General features: G+C 70.7%; 12 protein-coding genes. 9 read left to right on the top strand and 3 right to left on the bottom strand.

The window, feature by feature from the left end; genetic code table 11:
* Nucleotides 1-26 precede the first annotated feature (26 nt).
* A complete protein-coding gene (locus ASE35_RS19990; protein WP_057161549.1) occupies nucleotides 27-1,292 on the bottom strand; it encodes a TCR/Tet family MFS transporter in 1,266 nt (421 codons plus the stop codon).
* 79 nt (nucleotides 1,293-1,371) lie between these two features.
* Here ASE35_RS19990 and ASE35_RS19985 point away from each other — a divergent pair, with 79 nt between their 5' ends.
* The gene (locus ASE35_RS19985) at nucleotides 1,372-1,995 is read left to right on the top strand and encodes a TetR/AcrR family transcriptional regulator C-terminal domain-containing protein (RefSeq protein WP_057164902.1); all 624 of its coding nucleotides are present in this window, start codon (nucleotides 1,372-1,374) and stop codon (nucleotides 1,993-1,995) included.
* 233 nt (nucleotides 1,996-2,228) lie between these two features.
* Here ASE35_RS19985 and ASE35_RS19980 read toward each other — a convergent pair whose 3' ends face one another.
* Nucleotides 2,229-3,719, bottom strand: coding sequence for an AAA family ATPase (locus tag ASE35_RS19980; protein ID WP_057161596.1), 1,491 nt, complete (start codon nucleotides 3,717-3,719; stop codon nucleotides 2,229-2,231).
* 118 nt (nucleotides 3,720-3,837) lie between these two features.
* On the opposite strand from ASE35_RS19980, the gene ASE35_RS19975 reads away from it, so the two are divergent.
* Nucleotides 3,838-4,746 carry an AEC family transporter gene (locus tag ASE35_RS19975; RefSeq protein WP_057164901.1) on the top strand — a complete coding sequence of 303 codons (909 nt, stop codon included), beginning with the start codon at nucleotides 3,838-3,840 and terminating at the stop codon, nucleotides 4,744-4,746.
* A 72-nt stretch (nucleotides 4,747-4,818) separates the two neighbouring features.
* Here ASE35_RS19975 and ASE35_RS19970 read toward each other — a convergent pair whose 3' ends face one another.
* Nucleotides 4,819-7,254 (bottom strand): S8 family serine peptidase, encoded by a 2,436-nt coding sequence (locus ASE35_RS19970; RefSeq protein ID WP_057164900.1) that lies wholly within the window; start codon nucleotides 7,252-7,254, stop codon nucleotides 4,819-4,821.
* Between the two features lie 482 nt (nucleotides 7,255-7,736).
* Here ASE35_RS19970 and ASE35_RS19965 point away from each other — a divergent pair, with 482 nt between their 5' ends.
* The 7 genes from ASE35_RS19965 (at nucleotide 7,737) to ASE35_RS19935 (ending at nucleotide 14,901) form a co-directional block, all read left to right on the top strand.
* Nucleotides 7,737-8,885, top strand: coding sequence for a hypothetical protein (locus ASE35_RS19965; RefSeq protein ID WP_057164899.1), 1,149 nt, complete (start codon nucleotides 7,737-7,739; stop codon nucleotides 8,883-8,885).
* A 147-nt stretch (nucleotides 8,886-9,032) separates the two neighbouring features.
* Nucleotides 9,033-10,229, top strand: a complete 1,197-nt coding sequence (locus tag ASE35_RS19960) for a hypothetical protein (protein WP_157489590.1) — start codon at nucleotides 9,033-9,035, stop codon at nucleotides 10,227-10,229.
* A gap of 52 nt (nucleotides 10,230-10,281) precedes the next feature.
* On the top strand, nucleotides 10,282-10,911 hold the full coding sequence (locus tag ASE35_RS19955) for a ParA family protein (protein ID WP_056177175.1): 630 nt from the start codon (nucleotides 10,282-10,284) through the stop codon (nucleotides 10,909-10,911).
* 185 nt (nucleotides 10,912-11,096) lie between these two features.
* Nucleotides 11,097-11,573: a histidine phosphatase family protein gene (locus tag ASE35_RS19950; RefSeq protein WP_056177173.1), complete on the top strand. Its 477-nt coding sequence runs from the start codon at nucleotides 11,097-11,099 to the stop codon at nucleotides 11,571-11,573.
* Nucleotides 11,570-12,187 (top strand): YceI family protein, encoded by a 618-nt coding sequence (locus ASE35_RS19945; RefSeq protein ID WP_235567194.1) that lies wholly within the window; start codon nucleotides 11,570-11,572, stop codon nucleotides 12,185-12,187. The genes ASE35_RS19950 and ASE35_RS19945 overlap by 4 nt, the downstream gene beginning before the upstream one ends.
* 35 nt (nucleotides 12,188-12,222) lie before the next feature.
* On the top strand, nucleotides 12,223-14,118 hold the full coding sequence (locus ASE35_RS19940) for a phospholipase D family protein (RefSeq protein ID WP_057164920.1): 1,896 nt from the start codon (nucleotides 12,223-12,225) through the stop codon (nucleotides 14,116-14,118).
* A 591-nt stretch (nucleotides 14,119-14,709) separates the two neighbouring features.
* The gene (locus ASE35_RS19935; protein WP_056177169.1) at nucleotides 14,710-14,901 is read left to right on the top strand and encodes a hypothetical protein; all 192 of its coding nucleotides are present in this window, start codon (nucleotides 14,710-14,712) and stop codon (nucleotides 14,899-14,901) included.
* Nucleotides 14,902-15,090: the final 189 nt, after the last annotated feature.

Below are 15,090 nucleotides of genomic sequence, written 5' to 3'. Positions count from 1 at the left end.
CTGCACGCCGCCACACGCCACGGGCCTCAGCCCGTCGCGGCGTCGGCGCTAACGCCCCGTGCGGCCACCCCGCGCGCGCCACGCAAGAGCGCGCGCAAAGCCGGAATGCACGGCAGATACAGCGCCGCACCCACGACCCAGGCCCAGCCGTTCCAATGCCCGGCGCCGGCGACGTAGACCGCGCCGAACACCAGCGGGCCGATCACCGCGGCCAAGCTGGCGAGGCTGGCCAGCACGCCTTGCAACGCGCCCTGGCGGGCTTCGTCGGTGTGCGTGCTGGACATCGCCAGCAAGGCCGGCCCGCCGATGCCGCCGCCGGCGGCCAGCAGCAGGCCCGGCGCCACGGTCCAGCCGCTGCGCGCGAACGCGAAGGTCAGGTAACCCAGCACATCGCTGACCACGCCGCCGACCAGGCTGCGCGCGGGGCCGAAGCGTTCGCTGATGCGGCCGGTCGCCAGCGCCTGGAACAGCGCGTGCATCACCCCGAACGCGGCCAGCGACAGGCCCACCGCGGTCGGATTCCAACCGAAGCGGTCGTGGCCGTAGATCGCCCACAGCGTGCCCGGCACCTGGCCGGCCAATTGCATGGCCAGGTACAGCCAGAGCAGCGGCGCCAGGTCCGGCAGCCGGCCCAGTTCGCGCAAGGAATGCCACGGCACCAGTTCGCGCAGCGCCGGCGCGCGGCCGCGTTCGCGCGCCGGCTCGGGCAGCGCCAGCCAGGCCAGGCAGAAGTTCAGCGCTGCCAGCACCGCCGCCGCGACGAACGGCGCCCGCAACCACATCGCACCGAGCAGGCCGCCGATCACCGGCCCCGCGATCAGGCCCAGGCCGAAGCTCGCGCCCATCCAGCCGTAGCGGCGCGCGCGCTGGGACGCGTCGGAAATGTCGGCGATGTAGGCCCCGGCGACCGAGCCGCTGGCGCCGCTGATGCCGGACATGGCGCGGCCCAGATACAGCAGCGACAGCCAGGGCGCGCAGGCCATCAGCAGGTAGTCCAAGGCGCTGCCAAGCAGCGAGAACAGCAGCACCGGGCGGCGGCCATAGCGGTCGCTGAGCGCACCCAGCGCCGGCGCGCACACGAATTGCATCAGCGCGTACAGCGCGGTCAGGGCGCCGGCGTGCAGGGCCAGATTGCGCTGCAGGCCGAAGGAGTCGAGCAGCTGCGGCAGGACCGGCGCGATCAGGCCCAGGCCGATCGCGTCCAGCGCGACCGTGGCCAGGATCAGGGCCAGGGCGTAGCGGGCGGGGGACCGGGTCGGCGGCGCAGGCCGGCCGGAGGGTAGGGTGCTCATGGCATCTCCCTATCAGCGATAGATTGTGCGCATGCTAATCTATCGCCGATAGGGGAACAAGGCCCATGGCCGGAGCGCAATGAAACTGCAACGGGACAAGGTGGTGGCCGCCGCCCTGAAGCTGCTGGACGAGGTCGGCATGGACGGCCTGACCACACGCCGCCTGGCCGAGGCGCTGGGCGTGCAGCAGCCCAGCCTGTACTGGCATTTCAAGAACAAGCGCGAGCTGCTCGACGCCCTGGCCGACGCGATGCTGGCCGAGCAGCGTCCGGTGGACCGCGCCGCTTACCCGGACTGGCGCGATTGGATGACCGCCCAGGCGCACGAGTTCCGCCGCTGCTTGCGCGCGCACCGCGACGGCGCGCGCGTGCACATCGGCACGCGCCCGCAGGCCGGCGAATTCGGCGACGGCGAGGCACAGCTGGCGTATCTGGTCGCGGCCGGCTTCGCTCCGGCGGACGCTTTGCGCGCGATGATCTCGCTCAGCTACTACACGATCGGCTGGCTGCTGGAGGAACAGGCCGCGACCGAGGCCGGACGCGGCCCCGGGCAGGCGCCGATGGCGCCGGATCCGCAGCGCTATCCGCTGCTGGCGCAAGCGCAGGCGGTGCTGAGCCAGAACGATACCGAGGCCGATTACGACTACGGCCTGCGTGCGCTGATCGCGGGGTTCGAGACGTTGATGGTGCGGCCGCAGGCGTAAGCGCTCACCGCGTCGCATCGCCAAGCGCCACGTAGGATGCGCTGAGCCAAAGGCGAACCGCATCGTCGCGCGAATTCGTAGCGATGCGACGGTGCGGCTACCGCCGCACCCTACGACACACGCGTTTCTCACAAACCACTCGAAGAGCACCCGCCTCAAGCCCAGCTTCGTAGGATGCGGTGAGCCCTAAGCGAACCGCATCGCCGCGACACCACGATCGCCCGCGCCGCCGATCAATCCGCCGGCACCGTCCGCGAACGCGCCCACTCGCGCAAACCCTCGACCTGCTCGGCCATCATCACCGACAAGGGCCGGGTCTGCTTGAGCTCGGCGCGCAGCTGGAAATCCGCCATCGGCGCGCCGGCCGCGTGCGCGGCGTACAGCGCGGCGACGATGGCCTGTTCGATCTCGGCGCCGGAAAAACCGTCGCTGGCCGCGGCCAGCGCGGGCAGGTCGAAAGCGTCCGGTTCCAGCGAGCGCTTGCGCAGATGCAGGGCGAACAATTCGATGCGCGCCGAGGCGTCGGGCAGGTCGACGAAGAAGATCTCGTCGAAGCGGCCCTTGCGCAGCAGCTCCGGCGGCAGCGCGTCGATCTGATTGGCGGTGGCCACCAGGAACACGCGCGACTTGCGTTCGGCCATCCAGGTCAGCAGATAGCCCAGCACGCGCCGCGACACCCCGCCGTCGCCGTCGCCGCCATCGCTGGCCAGGCCCTTCTCGATTTCGTCGATCCACAGCACGCAGGGCGCGAGCTGTTCGGCCGAGGCCAGGGCCGAGCGCAGGTTCTTCTCGGTCTCGCCGTGGAACTTGTCGTACAGGGTGCCGAAATCCAGCCGCACCAGCGGCACGCCGAAGCCGGCCGCGACCGCCTTGGCCAGCATGGACTTGCCGCAGCCCTGCACGCCCAGCAGCAGCACACCCTTGGGCGGGTCCAGGCCCGGCGGCGGCTCGCCGCCGGTGAACACCGCACGGCGCTGCTCGACCCAGCGCTTGAGCCGGCGTGCGCCGGCGACGTCGCTCATGCGCGCGCTGTCGTATTCGTAATGCAGGTGCCCGGAGCGGTTGAGCAGTTCGAACTTGAGCTTGGCCAGCTCGGGCAGGTCGTCGGCGGCGATCGCGCCGTCGCGGAAGATCAGATGGCGCGCGATCCGGCGCGCATCGACCGGGTCCAGGCCCTGCAGGTTGCGCACGATCTGCTGGACCACCTCGGCATCGGCCTCGACCCGGCGCCCGCCGTGCTCGCGCATGTAGTTCGCCGCTTCCTCGCGCACCAGCTTGAGCAGGGCGTTGGCGTCGGGCAGGCGCGGGGTGTAGCGCACCGCCAGCGAGTCCAGGTCCGGCGGCAGCTCGACCTTGTGCCCGATCAGCACCAGCACGTGCGGCTGGCAGCCGCGCCGCTGCACGATCTCGCGCAGCTGGCGCTGGGTGCTGGCATAGCCCAGGTAGGGATGGGCGTCGAACAGCAGATAGATGCCGCGCTGGTCGGCGTCGCGGATCGCCTGCAACGTCGCCGAGATGTCGGGCGCGACCCGGGTCTCCTCGTCGTCGCGGTCGAAATCGACCCGGCGCAGGCCTTCGGTGATCGACCAGCGGTACAGCGCGCGCCACACCTGCATCAGCGCCTGCCGGAACAGTTCGACCACCCGGGTTTCGTCGCGGGTCTCGATCACGATCAGGGAGGTATTGGCGCGAATCAGCGCGGTCAGGTCTTGCAGGTCGGTCATGGAGGGATCTTCGAGGTCGCCGCCATGATATCGGCGCGCGCCGCCGAACGCTTGAGCGCGCGGGCCGCAACCGCGACCATGGCCCATCGCGCCCTGCGGCGCGCCGACCGCGAACGCGATGGCCTTCGACGCCTTTGCCCTGGTGCTGGCGCTGCTGGCGCTGGGCTATCTGTTCCAGCGCCTGCGGGCGCTGCCCGACAACGCCGCCCAGACCCTGAACCTGGTGGTGCTGTACGTCTGTCTGCCGGCCGCGGTGCTGCGCTACGCGCCGCGCCTGCAGCTGGAGCCGGCGCTGCTGGGCGTGGCCGCGGTGCCCTGGCTGCTGCTGGGCGCGACGGTGGCCTTGGTCAGCGCGCTGTCGCGCTGGCTCAAGTTCCGCCGCGACGAACACGCGGTGCTGCTGCTGACCGCGGCCCTGGGCAACACCAGCTTCCTCGGCTATCCGCTCACCCGCGCCCTGATCGGCGAGCACGCCTTGCCCTATGCGGTGGTCTACGACCAGTTCGGCGCCTTCCTGATCCTGTCCACCTTCGGCCTGTGGGTGCTCGCGCGCTACGGCGGCGACACCCCGCCGAACGCGCGCGACATGCTGCGCCGGGTGTTGCGCTTTCCGCCGCTGTGGGCCTTGCTGATCGGCTTCACGGTGATGCCGGCGCAGCCGCCGAGCTGGATCGCCGGCGGCCTGCAACGCCTGTCCGACGCGCTGCTGCCGCTGGCCATGCTCACCATCGGCCTGTCGGTGAAACTGACCTTGCCGCGCGACGAACTCAAGCCGCTGCTGTCGGGGCTGGCCTTGAAACTGGCGGTGATGCCGGCGCTGGCCTGCGTGCTGGTGCCGCTGCTGGGCCTGCACGGCGAGATGGCTCGCACGACCGTATTGGAATCGGCGATGCCGCCGATGGTCACCGCCGGCGCCCTGGCGATCGCGCAGCAGCTGGCGCCGCGCCTGGCCGCGGCCATGGTCGGCTACGGCCTGCTGCTGTCGCTGGCGACGCTGCCGCTGTGGGCGCGGGTGGCGGTGGGTTAGCGAAAAAAAACGGCGCCGGATCGCTCCGGCGCCGTCGACCTGCCCGCGCACGGGCCGCGGACTAGGTCTGGCTCAGTTCACGGTCGAGCAGGTCGCGCTGTTGTTGGTGCGCAGCTGGTCGTAGCTCAGCTGGCCCGCGGGCAGCGGCGAGGCCTGTGCCGGCAGCAGGCTGCGATAGGCCGGCGCGTACAGCGCCGACAGGAAGCAGGCTTGCGACTGGGCGTGGAACTTCAGGCGCCCGTTGCCGAAACTGCTGTCGAACCCGACCGCGCCCAGATCGTTGCCCTGGGTGCCGGACACCTGCACCAGCGCGTCGTAGGTCGCATCGGCCAGCAGGCTGCGACGCTGGCTCAACAAGGCGGCACGGTCGGCCTTTTGCTGCGTGGTGGCGTTCGCGGGCAGCGCCGCCGGCTCGGTGGCGTTGCTGCGCTGGCGCTGATGCTGCAGCCCCAGCGCCGCCAGCGCGGCGATGTGCGGAGCGGCGGCGGAGGTGCCGTTGAACGCGTTGTCGCCATAGGACACCGTGTCGACATTGGCGAAGCTGCCCATGTCCGGCTTGGCGTTGCCCGCCGCCTGACCGGCCGGGCGCGCGCCGCCCGCGGCCAGCACCGGCCCGCGCGAACTGTACGCTTCCAACGCCGAATCGGCCGCGTTCAACGCCGCCACCGTGATCACGCTGGCCGAGTCGGCCGGATGCAGGATCGAGCGCTCGTTCTGGGCGTACTGCAGCGGCAGCTTGCCGGTGGTGATGCGCAGGAAGTTGGCCGCGCCGGCGCTCTTGCGTACCACGCGCAACGCGAACATGCCGCCGCCGGAGATGGCCGCGCCGCCCAGGCTCAGGCCGCGGTAGGCGTCGACGCAGCGCGCGGTGGCCATGTTCGAGGACGGCACGAAGCTGAAGCCTTCCAGCGGCTCCTGTCCGGCACCGCCGTTTTGCGACTGATCGGACTGCGTGGCCGCGACCCAGCCGGCCGGCGTGACGATGTTGCCCCAGCGGCCGGTGACCGGATCGCGCCCGAAGGTCTGGGTCTGGTCGCGCCAGCGCACCAGTTCCAGACGGTAGTCGGTATCGACGAGGTTGCCGTTGGACGCCCAGTCGTTCCAGCTCAGGTAGGCGGTGATGGGCAACTGGTTGGCGACGGCCGCGCCGGCCGCGGTGAAGAGCGGGTAGCACTGAGCGAAGGCGGCGCCCTGGCCGACATTGATCGAGAGGGTGTTGGTGTCCTGGACGCCCGCGGTGGCGGTGTCGAAGTCCTGCGCCACGTTGGCGATGGCGGCGCCGCCGCTGTCGCCGTCCCAGTGCGCCTGGGCGTGGTTGCCGGCGGCGTTGATCACGATCACGCCGTTGCGGCTGGCCGCGTCGATCGCGTCGTACAGGCCCTTGTAGACGCCCGAGGTGGCGGTGCCGTCGCCCGGCGCGCCGGCGATGCCGCCCTGCGAGGCGGTGATGACCTGGGCGCGCGGTTCGCCTTGCGGCTGGTTCTGCGCGTTGAGATTGGCTGCATTCTGGATGCCACGGACCCAGTCGGCGTTGGCGCCGGCGTCGTAGACCCTGAACTTGGCCTTGGGGGCGATGTCGTAGACGATCTCGGTGACCGCGTTGCCGTGTTTCGCGCCGCCCGCGCCGAAGGCTTTGCCGGTCGGCGGGGTCATCACCAGGTTGTCCGGCTCGGCGGCGGTGTTGCTGGGCCACTCGTTCGCGGTCTGTAGCGCCGCGATTTCGCCGGCGGTATTGCCGAACTGGTCCATGATCGCAATGGTCAGGCCTTCGCCCTGCAGGCTCTTGCGCAGCGCTTGCGGCAGTTCGGCGGCATTGCCGAGCGCGCGCAGCTGGTCGATGCCGCTGGCGGTGGCGCCGTCGGAGAACGCGACCGTGTCGGCCATGTGCATCAGGCCCACGCCCGCGACGGCGTCCTGGCCGGCCACCCATTCCAGTTGCGCCAGCGGCACCAGCGCTTCCAGCACCGGCGAGCCGGGGATGTCCTGGGCCTGGATGCCGCCGGCGCGCAGCACGGCAAGCAGTGCGCCCGAGGCTTGGGCCAGCAGGTGCGGGTTCTGGATGGCGGCGTAGTCCAGCGCCAGGTCGACGTTGACCTTGACCTTCTCGCCTTCGCGCCAACGCTGCGGGATGCCGGCGCGGTCCAGCGCGGCGATCTGCGCGCGCACCGAAGCGGCGGTCGCGGCCTGCGCGGACGGGGTGCCCTGCGCGGCCGCGGCAAGCGCCTGCGCGCGCAGCTCCGGCGGCAGCGTCTGCACGGCTTCCAGCAACTGGCCGGCGCCCAGCTTGGCCTGCGCGGGCGTGCGCGGCGTCGGCGCGGTGTAGGCCACGCGCAGCGAGGCCGGCGGTGCGGCGATGCCGCTGGCGTAGGTGCTGCTATTGGCGTTGCCGTTCGGCTGCGATGCGGCGTCGGGGTTCGGAGTCGCATCGCGTTGCGTCCACAGCAGCACGGCGGCGCAGGCCGCCGCCAAACCGATCGCTGCGTTCTTCTTCAAAATCGCCTTCTTCATTCGAGGTGTTCCTGATGACGGGCCGTAGGGGATCGCTGCGCCGCACGTTCGTGCGCACATAAGGGAGACGGCGGATGGGCGTGGGCGATCGTTCGTGCCGAGCGCGACGCTCTTCGTCGCGATCGAAGGGCGGCGCTGTCGCTCGGCACACTTTGTTCAACGCGATGAGGTCGGCTACCCCTACCCGAAAATTTCTCTACTGGAAAATTTTTTGCTGGGATGTCGCGTCGCATGGGGTGCTACTGCGGCCAATGCACACAAAAACTGTGTAGAAAGTGCGCCACGAAAGGGCATCGACGAGCGCTTGCGCACGCCGCGATGTGCGCCACCGGTTCAACGCAGCGCATGCCGACGGGCGGGGCTGGCGCCTTGGCCGCGCGCGGCGGCTGTGCTTTGCTGCGGATCGCGGTGGACGCGATCAGCGGCATACAGGGACGAGGTCGATGAAGGAGCGGGGACGAAGGTCGTGGATAGGGATCGCATTGCTGGCGGGCTGCGCGATCCTGGCCGTCATCGGCCTGCGCCTGCTCTCGTCGCCGCCTGCGCAAGCGCGCGGCGCGGGTGTCGCGGTCCGGGACTCGGCCGCGCCGGAATCGCCGCCCGCGACGGCGGTTCATGCCGCCACACCGGCGGCTGCCGCGTGCGATCCCGGGGTCTGGATCGACCAGTACCGGGAGGCCAGCGAGGCCTACGCGCGCGGCCTGCTGACCCAACCCGACGCGCGCGCCCGCCTGATCGCGGCTAGCCTGCTCGGTCACTACGCGGACGACACGGAGGCCCGCATCCAGGCCGCCGCCGCTTACGCCGATGCCGTGCGCTTCGGCGCCGACGACCCGCTGGTGCGTTGGGTCGAAGCGTTGCGTTGTCCGGCCGCGTCCGCCGACTGCGACCCCGGTCCGGCCTTGCGGCGCCTGCAACAACTCGAGCCCGACAACGCCGCGGTCTGGTTGCTGGCTTTGCAGGCGCGCAATCGCGACGACGCGGCGGCCGCGGACGCCGTGCTGCAGCGTGCGGCCAGCGCGCGCCAGTACCGGCTGTTCAATACCGAGTACGCGCAGGAGACGACCCAGCTCCTGCTGCGCGTGCCCGGCCCGGCGATCGGCGCCTGCACCGCCGCGCGCATGCGGCCCGAGACCGGCTTCGCCGGCACCCAGGCCGGTGCGATCGGTTTTTTGGCGCAGGACTTCGTAAGCGCCCTGCCGACGCCCGTATTCACCGAGTTGTCCGAACTGTGCGCGCAGCCTCCGCCGCGGCGTCGCCAAGCCTGCATCGATGTGCTGAGCCGGATGGCGACCGACGCCGACGACGTCGCCAGCCGCGGCCTGGCCACGGCGCTACTGGTGGGCTCGATCCCCGACGATTCCGATGCGCTCTGGCGCGAACGCCTGCGTCGCCATCGCTGGCTGGCCCTGCGCCTGTCCGAGTCCGCCGATCGTTTGCGCGCGGAGCAGCCCCTGCGCCTGCTGCGCGAGGGCGAGATCCCCGGATTCGAATCCTGGCTGGCCGAAACCGGCCAAGCCGGCATTCCGCCGCTGGACTGGCTGCCGCCCGATCCCGGCAGTCGTGCCTTGATCCTCACCGGCCGAGCGGATTCCGGCGCCGCGGATGGGTACCGCTTGGCACCGCGGTAGGTTCGTGCAGGTCCGCTGAGCGGCGGCGCGCAGGCGGCCGTCGCGCGCGATCCGACCGCCGAGGGCGCCGATGCCGGTAGGCTGGCCCTGCGGCCGGTCGCCGGTAAGGGAGTGGGGATGCGGAAGGTTTGGGCGACGGTCGTCGCGTTGATCGCGTTGGCGCTGGTGTCGTTCGTGGGCGCGCGCCGGGCCGGGTGGTGGGAATCGGCGCAGCTCGCGACCGTGGCGCCGCCGCCGAGCGCGACGGCGCAGCGAGACGAGGCCTCCGCGGCGCGGCTCGGCGACGCGGCCACGAAGACCGCGTCAGCGGCCGCGTCGGCCGACTGCGACCCGATGCAATGGAAACGCGCGTTCGCCGCCGCCACCAGCGAGCGGGCGCGACGCACCATGGTCGATCCGGATGCGCGCACGGCGCTGACCGCGGCGTTCTTGTTCACGTCGGGGAGCGCGGTACTGAACGACTCCCTCTACGAGGAAGCGCATGGCGAAGGCGCCGCCGCGATGACCACGGCCTTGCGCCTGGGGGCGGACGAGCCGTTGGTACAGTGGATTGCAGCCAGCGGCGGTTGCGCCGGCATAGGGGAGGATTGCGATCCGGACCGCGCCGTGGCTCGACTGCAACAGCTGGACCCCGACAACGCGGCCGTTTGGCTGGCCAGCCTCGCCCGCGCCATCGAGCGCGGCGACGACCTGCCCACTCAGGAAGCCTTGCTGCGGCGCGCCGCGCGCGCCGATCGCTACCGCATCCATTTCCGTGAGCTCGGTAGCGTCATGTACGCGGCCCTGGACGAACTGCCGCCACTGGCGGTGTCCGCATGCGCACAGAAGGCGTACGCCGCGGCGTCCGATGTGCCGGCCACGCGCGAGAACCTTATCGGCGTTGCGGCAATGAATACCGCTATGGCCAACGGGTTTCCATCGATCTCGCCGATCGCGGAACTGTGCGAACAACCACCGCCGTCCAGGCGCGAGTCCTGCATCGGCTTGCTCGCTCACATGGCCAGCGGCAGCGAAATGATCGATCAGGTGATCGGCCTGCACTTCGGCGTGCCGCTGGTCGCCAATACCTCCGAGGGTGTCGCCTGGCGCGAGCGCCTGCGCCGCCTGAGCTGGCTGCGCCATCACTTCCCGGGAGAGAACGGTCAGCCGACGCCGCCGGACTGGCCCCTGCGGGTGTTCGCACAGGGCGAAATGCCGGCCGCGGAGGCTTGGCTGGTCGAGCGCGGCCAACGCGTCGACCCGCCACCGGGTTGGCTGCCGGACCATCCCATGCAGCGTGCGCTGATCCAGACCGGTCGCCGCCCGCCCCGGGCCACGCCGCCCCCGGCCCCCGCCCCGCGATAGCTCCAACCCCACCCCCGGTGTACGCTGCGGCTTCCGCCTAGAGGGAGCTCGCATGAAGACCGTGCTGGTGGCCAGTTCCAAGGGGGGCGTGGGCAAGACGACCATCGCCACCCATCTCGCCGCGCAGTCGGCGCTAGAAGGCCTGCGCACCGCGCTGGTCGACGCCGATCCGCAAGGGTCTTCGACCCGATGGGCGCAGCGCCGCGCCACCCTGGACAGCGCGGTCCTGCCGCTGGACGGCACCCGCCGCAAAGCCTGGCGCAAGGGCCTGCCCGAGGACACCCAGCGGGTCGTGATCGACGCCCCGGCCGGCGCGATGGCCGAGGACCTGGAGGCCTTCCTCGAGGTCGCCGATGCGGTGATCGTGCCGGTGCAGCCCTCGACCCTGGACATCGAAGCCACGGTCCCGTTTCTGGACACCCTGGCCAAGCACCCGCGCGTGCGCCGCGGCCAGCTGCGTGTGGGCCTGGTCGGCAACAAGCTCAAGCCCTGGACCAACGCCTCCCAGCAAGCGGTGGAGCTGCTCAGCGAATGGCCGTATCCGGTGGTCGGGCAACTGCGCGACAGCCAGGCCTATGTGGTGATGACCGCGCTGGGCAAAAGCCTGTTCGATTACCACTCCGCGCAGATCCGCGAACACCAGGCCGACTGGCAGTCGCTGCTGAAGTGGTTGAAGAAGTAGGCCCGAGCGGCGGCGCGCGCAGCCCATGAAGGCAGTGGCGTATTGAGCGTGCCTCGCATCGCTGCGTTCACATGGCCGGCGCAAGCCGACGGCTACCTTTCTGCGTCGCCGACAGGCATCCTCCTTCCCAAGTGCTGCGCGTTCGCGCGTCGCGCGTCCCCTTCCACTCGTTAGCGGCCTAATCCATGCGCGAACTGATCCTGCTCCGCCACGCCCATGCCGAGCCGGCCGCCCAAGGCCAGGCCGATCTCGACCGCCCGTTGTCGGCCGAGGGCTTGGCCGAGGCCGAGGCCGCCGGCCGCTGGCTGGCCCAGAACAAGCTGGTGCCCGACTGCGTGCTGTGCTCGCCCTCGCGCCGCACCCGCGAAACCCTGGAGGCGGTGCTGGCCGCGATCGGCTACGTCGATCAGCGCATCGAACCCTCGATCTACGAAGCCACCCCGGGCACCCTGATCGCCCTGGCCGATCTGCATGTCGAAGCCGAGCGGCTGATGCTGGTCGGCCACAACCCCGGCCTGGAGCGTCTGGCCGCGCTGCTGCACAGCGGCCAGTCCGGCGACTACCGCGGCATGCCGCCGGGCGGCATCGCGGTGCTGAACGTGCCGGCCGAGACCAGCCTGGAGCCGGGCGTCGCCCAGCTCAGCGCCTTCTGGTGGCCGTGAGGCCGCAGCGACCTAAGGCCGCACGCACCTCCGCCGCGATCGGCTTCCTGCTTTGCGCCCTGGTCTGCGCCCCGCTCGCGGCGCAGACGCCGGCGCCGTCGTCGTCCGGCTTCGATCCGTTCTACACCCGCTTCGGCTTCGAGCTGCGCACGCGCTGGGGCCAGAAAGTGGAAGGCGCCTTCCCCAGCTACGAGGGCGAAGTCGTGGTGCTGCCCGACGGCCGCCACCAGGTCCGCATCGCCCTGGCCACCGGCGCGGTCCAGGTCGGCGATTCGACCCGCTACACCGAACTCGCGCGCGGCCGGCGCTTCTTCGACTCGGCGCGTTTCCCGCGCATCGAGTTCCTGTCCGAGCCGCACCCCGCCGATTTGGTGCGCGCAGGCGGTAAGCTGCGCGGCCGTCTCACCCTGCACGGCGTCAGCCGGATGGAAACCTTCGTGTTGGCGCCCTCGACCTGTCTGCGACCCGGCAAGGACTGCGACGTGCTCGCCCATGGCAGCGTCAGTCGCGACGACTACGGCCTGGACGGCTGGCAGCTGGCCTTGAGCGACCGCGTGCGCTTCACGTTGCGCGTGCGCCTGAAGCACGACCTGGCCGGGAGCGCGACGCCGTGAAGCGCTGGCAACGGATCGCGATCGCCGCGCTGGCGATGAGCCTGTCGGCCTGCGCCGGCCTGTCGCGGGTGCAGCGCGATCGCGCCTCGCAGATCGCCCTGGCCGCGCGGCCTACCCAGATCGACTGCGCGGCGCCCCACGCCTGCGCCCAGGCTTCGCCGCTGCGCGACCTGGCCACGCGCGCGCTGGACGAGTCGAGCGCGGACGCGCCGCGCCATTACGCCCTGATCCTGGACCACGGCCAGGACGCCCTGCTGGCGCGCATCAACCTGATCCGCAGCGCGACCACCGCGATCGACCTGCAGACCTATATCTACGACGAAGACGACGCCGGCCGGCTGGTGCTGGACGAGCTGATCGCGGCCGCGCGCCGCGGCGTGCGCGTGCGTCTGCTGCTGGACCAGCTGGCCGCGCTCAAGCATCTCGATACCCTGGCCGCGCTGTCCGGCGCGCACGCCAACTTCGAAGTGCGCCTGTACAACCCGGTGCTCAAGCGCGCGCGCATCAGCTACCCGCAATACCTGTTGGCCGCGGCTTGCTGCTGGCGCCGCCTCAACCAGCGCATGCACACCAAGCTGCTGCTGGTGGACGGCGCGGTCGGTATCACCGGCGGGCGCAATTACCAGGACGACTATTACGACTGGGACGACGAGTACAACTTCCGCGACCGCGACCTGCTGGTGGCCGGCCCGACCGCGCAGGTGATGGACCAGGACTTCGTGCGCTTCTGGGACGACCGCCGCAGCGTGCCGGTCGAGCGCCTCAAGGACGTAGGCACCTATCTGCTGCGCAGCGGCGTGCCGGCGCTGCCGCCGGCCAATTACGAGCGCCCCGAGCGCGCCCAGGCCATGCGCCGCGACGCCAGCGACGTCGAACTGGTGCGTTCGCGCCTGGTCGCGCGCGCGCTGCCGGTGGGCGCGGTGAGCTACATCGCCGACTCGCCGGACAAGCACCGCGGCAACGGCATCGACGGGTCTCAGTCCTCCGCCTCGCTGCGCGGCCTGATCGAATCGTCGCAGCGCGAAGTGCTGCTGCAGACGCCCTATCTGGTGCTCTCGGACGCGGCCCAGGACCTGTTCCGCGACCTGCGCAAACGCCCGCAGCCGCCGCGCGTGATCGTGTCCACCAACAGCCTGGCCGCGACCGACGCCTTCATCGCCTACGCGCTGTCGTACAAGTACAAGCGCCGCTACCTGCGCGAGTTCGGCTTCGACATCTACGAGTACAAGCCGTTCCCGGCCGACGCGCCGATCGACATCGCCGCCACCGGCGCGCCGCTGCCGGACCTGGGGCTGGACCTGCCGCCGCAGCCCGAGCCCGCGGCGCTGCGGCGCGAGCGCCTGGACCGCTCCAGCGTGATCTCGCGCGCCCAGTACCGCACGCCGTTGTCGCGCGAGTACGCGGCCATGCGCTACGCGCGTCGGCGCGCCAACGAACCGGTGCCGCTCAAGCGCGCCGGCGTGCGCATCGGCATGCACGCCAAGTCGATGGTGATCGATGAACGCATCGGCGTGGTCGGCACCCACAACTTCGATCCGCGCGGCGACCGCTACAACACCGAGAGCGCGGTGGTGATCGACGACGCCGCGTTCGCCGCCGAACTGGCCGCCAGCATTCGTCGCGACATCGCGCCGGCGAACTCGTGGGTGATCGCGCGCCGCGACAAGCCGCCGGTGTTCTCCGGCTTGGAGTACTCGATCACCAAGGTGTCCGAGCATCTGCCCTTGTTCGACCTGTGGCCGATCCGCTACGCCACCAGCTACGAATTCGTGCCCGGGCCGAACTGCCCGCTTCCGCTGTACCGCAATCAGCCGGGCTTCCGCGCCTGCTATCGCCCGGTCGGCGACTTCCCCGAGGTCAGCCTGGGGCCCAAGCGCCTGATCACGCGCATGTTCACCGCCTTCGGGGCGGGGCTGGCGCCGATTCTTTAGTCGGCTGGGGCGGCCTGCGGCCGCTAAAAGCAAATCCCCCCTAGCCCCCCTTTTCCAAAGGGGGGAAGCAAAGCCTGTGGCCGCTTAGCGCCGCCACGGGCTCCGAAACGCTGCGCTCCGACGCGCGCCTCCACCCGCTGCGAATCAGTTCCCCCCTTTGAAACGCGCGCCTCCACCCGCCGCGAATCAGTTCCCCCTTTGAAACGCGCGCCCCCACCCGCCGCGAATCAGTTTCCCCCTTTGAAACGCGCGCCCCCACCCGCCGCGAATCAGTTCCCCCCTTTGAAAAAGGGGGGCTAGGGGGGATTTGCTTTACCGCGACGACCGTGGAGCCCCATTCGGGCCCCCGCCCCCGCCACAGCCCCTCCCAGCCCGTCACATCCGCCGGCATAGGTCGTCAGTCATGGGCGGATCGATGCAACCCCTGGCCCGCAAACCTCATCTCTATCAGCAAGTTCCAGTGTTGCAGCCCCGCCGCAGGTGCTAGGTCTTAGGTGGGGTGACTTCCGGCATATGGAACAAGAGCTCAGGTGTTGTACTCTACCAACACACCGAAGCACTATCACTCCCCCACCGACCAAGGACACCACCATGAACGTCTCCAAGCTCTTCGACCGCAACGTCGCTTCCACGAGTTCCCAGAACCGCACGGCGCCCGCCGCTCCGGTCCGCCACGTCCACCGCGAACGCGATTTCGGCGTCGGCTACGGCAACAGCTCCGGCTACGCCAGCAGCCGTCGTTACACCAACGACTGGGCGCAGCCCCGCTTCCGCTTCGCGTAATCCACGGTGTCCTCTTGGTCGTGTGTCGGTCCGCTCCATAACGCCGGGACCGGCGCGCTGCGCCCCTCTCCACGCAGTGCGCCGGTCAGAAGGCCGAGCCCGCCGACCGTAGTTCCCACCAGCAGCACCGTCCTACCCCCTAAACGCAGGACAGCCCCGATTCCCGGCTAAGGAATCCCCAGGCTGACC

Origin of the sequence: Lysobacter sp. Root916 (assembly GCF_001429785.1) — a bacterium.
In the GTDB taxonomy this organism is placed as follows: domain Bacteria; phylum Pseudomonadota; class Gammaproteobacteria; order Xanthomonadales; family Xanthomonadaceae; genus Lysobacter.
The sequence above is the reverse complement of the archived record's forward strand: the minus strand, read 5'-3'. Positions and strand labels throughout refer to the sequence as shown.

Coding starts and splice junctions, on each gene's coding strand:
- ASE35_RS19990 (WP_057161549.1), bottom strand. CDS start 1,292: ATGAGCACCCTACCCTCCGGCCGGCCTGCGCCGCCGACCCGGTCCCCC.
- ASE35_RS19985 (WP_057164902.1), top strand. CDS start 1,372: ATGAAACTGCAACGGGACAAGGTGGTGGCCGCCGCCCTGAAGCTGCTG.
- ASE35_RS19980 (WP_057161596.1), bottom strand. CDS start 3,719: ATGACCGACCTGCAAGACCTGACCGCGCTGATTCGCGCCAATACCTCC.
- ASE35_RS19975 (WP_057164901.1), top strand. CDS start 3,838: ATGGCCTTCGACGCCTTTGCCCTGGTGCTGGCGCTGCTGGCGCTGGGC.
- ASE35_RS19970 (WP_057164900.1), bottom strand. CDS start 7,254: ATGAAGAAGGCGATTTTGAAGAAGAACGCAGCGATCGGTTTGGCGGCG.
- ASE35_RS19955 (WP_056177175.1), top strand. CDS start 10,282: ATGAAGACCGTGCTGGTGGCCAGTTCCAAGGGGGGCGTGGGCAAGACG.
- ASE35_RS19950 (WP_056177173.1), top strand. CDS start 11,097: ATGCGCGAACTGATCCTGCTCCGCCACGCCCATGCCGAGCCGGCCGCC.
- ASE35_RS19940 (WP_057164920.1), top strand. CDS start 12,223: ATGAGCCTGTCGGCCTGCGCCGGCCTGTCGCGGGTGCAGCGCGATCGC.
- ASE35_RS19935 (WP_056177169.1), top strand. CDS start 14,710: ATGAACGTCTCCAAGCTCTTCGACCGCAACGTCGCTTCCACGAGTTCC.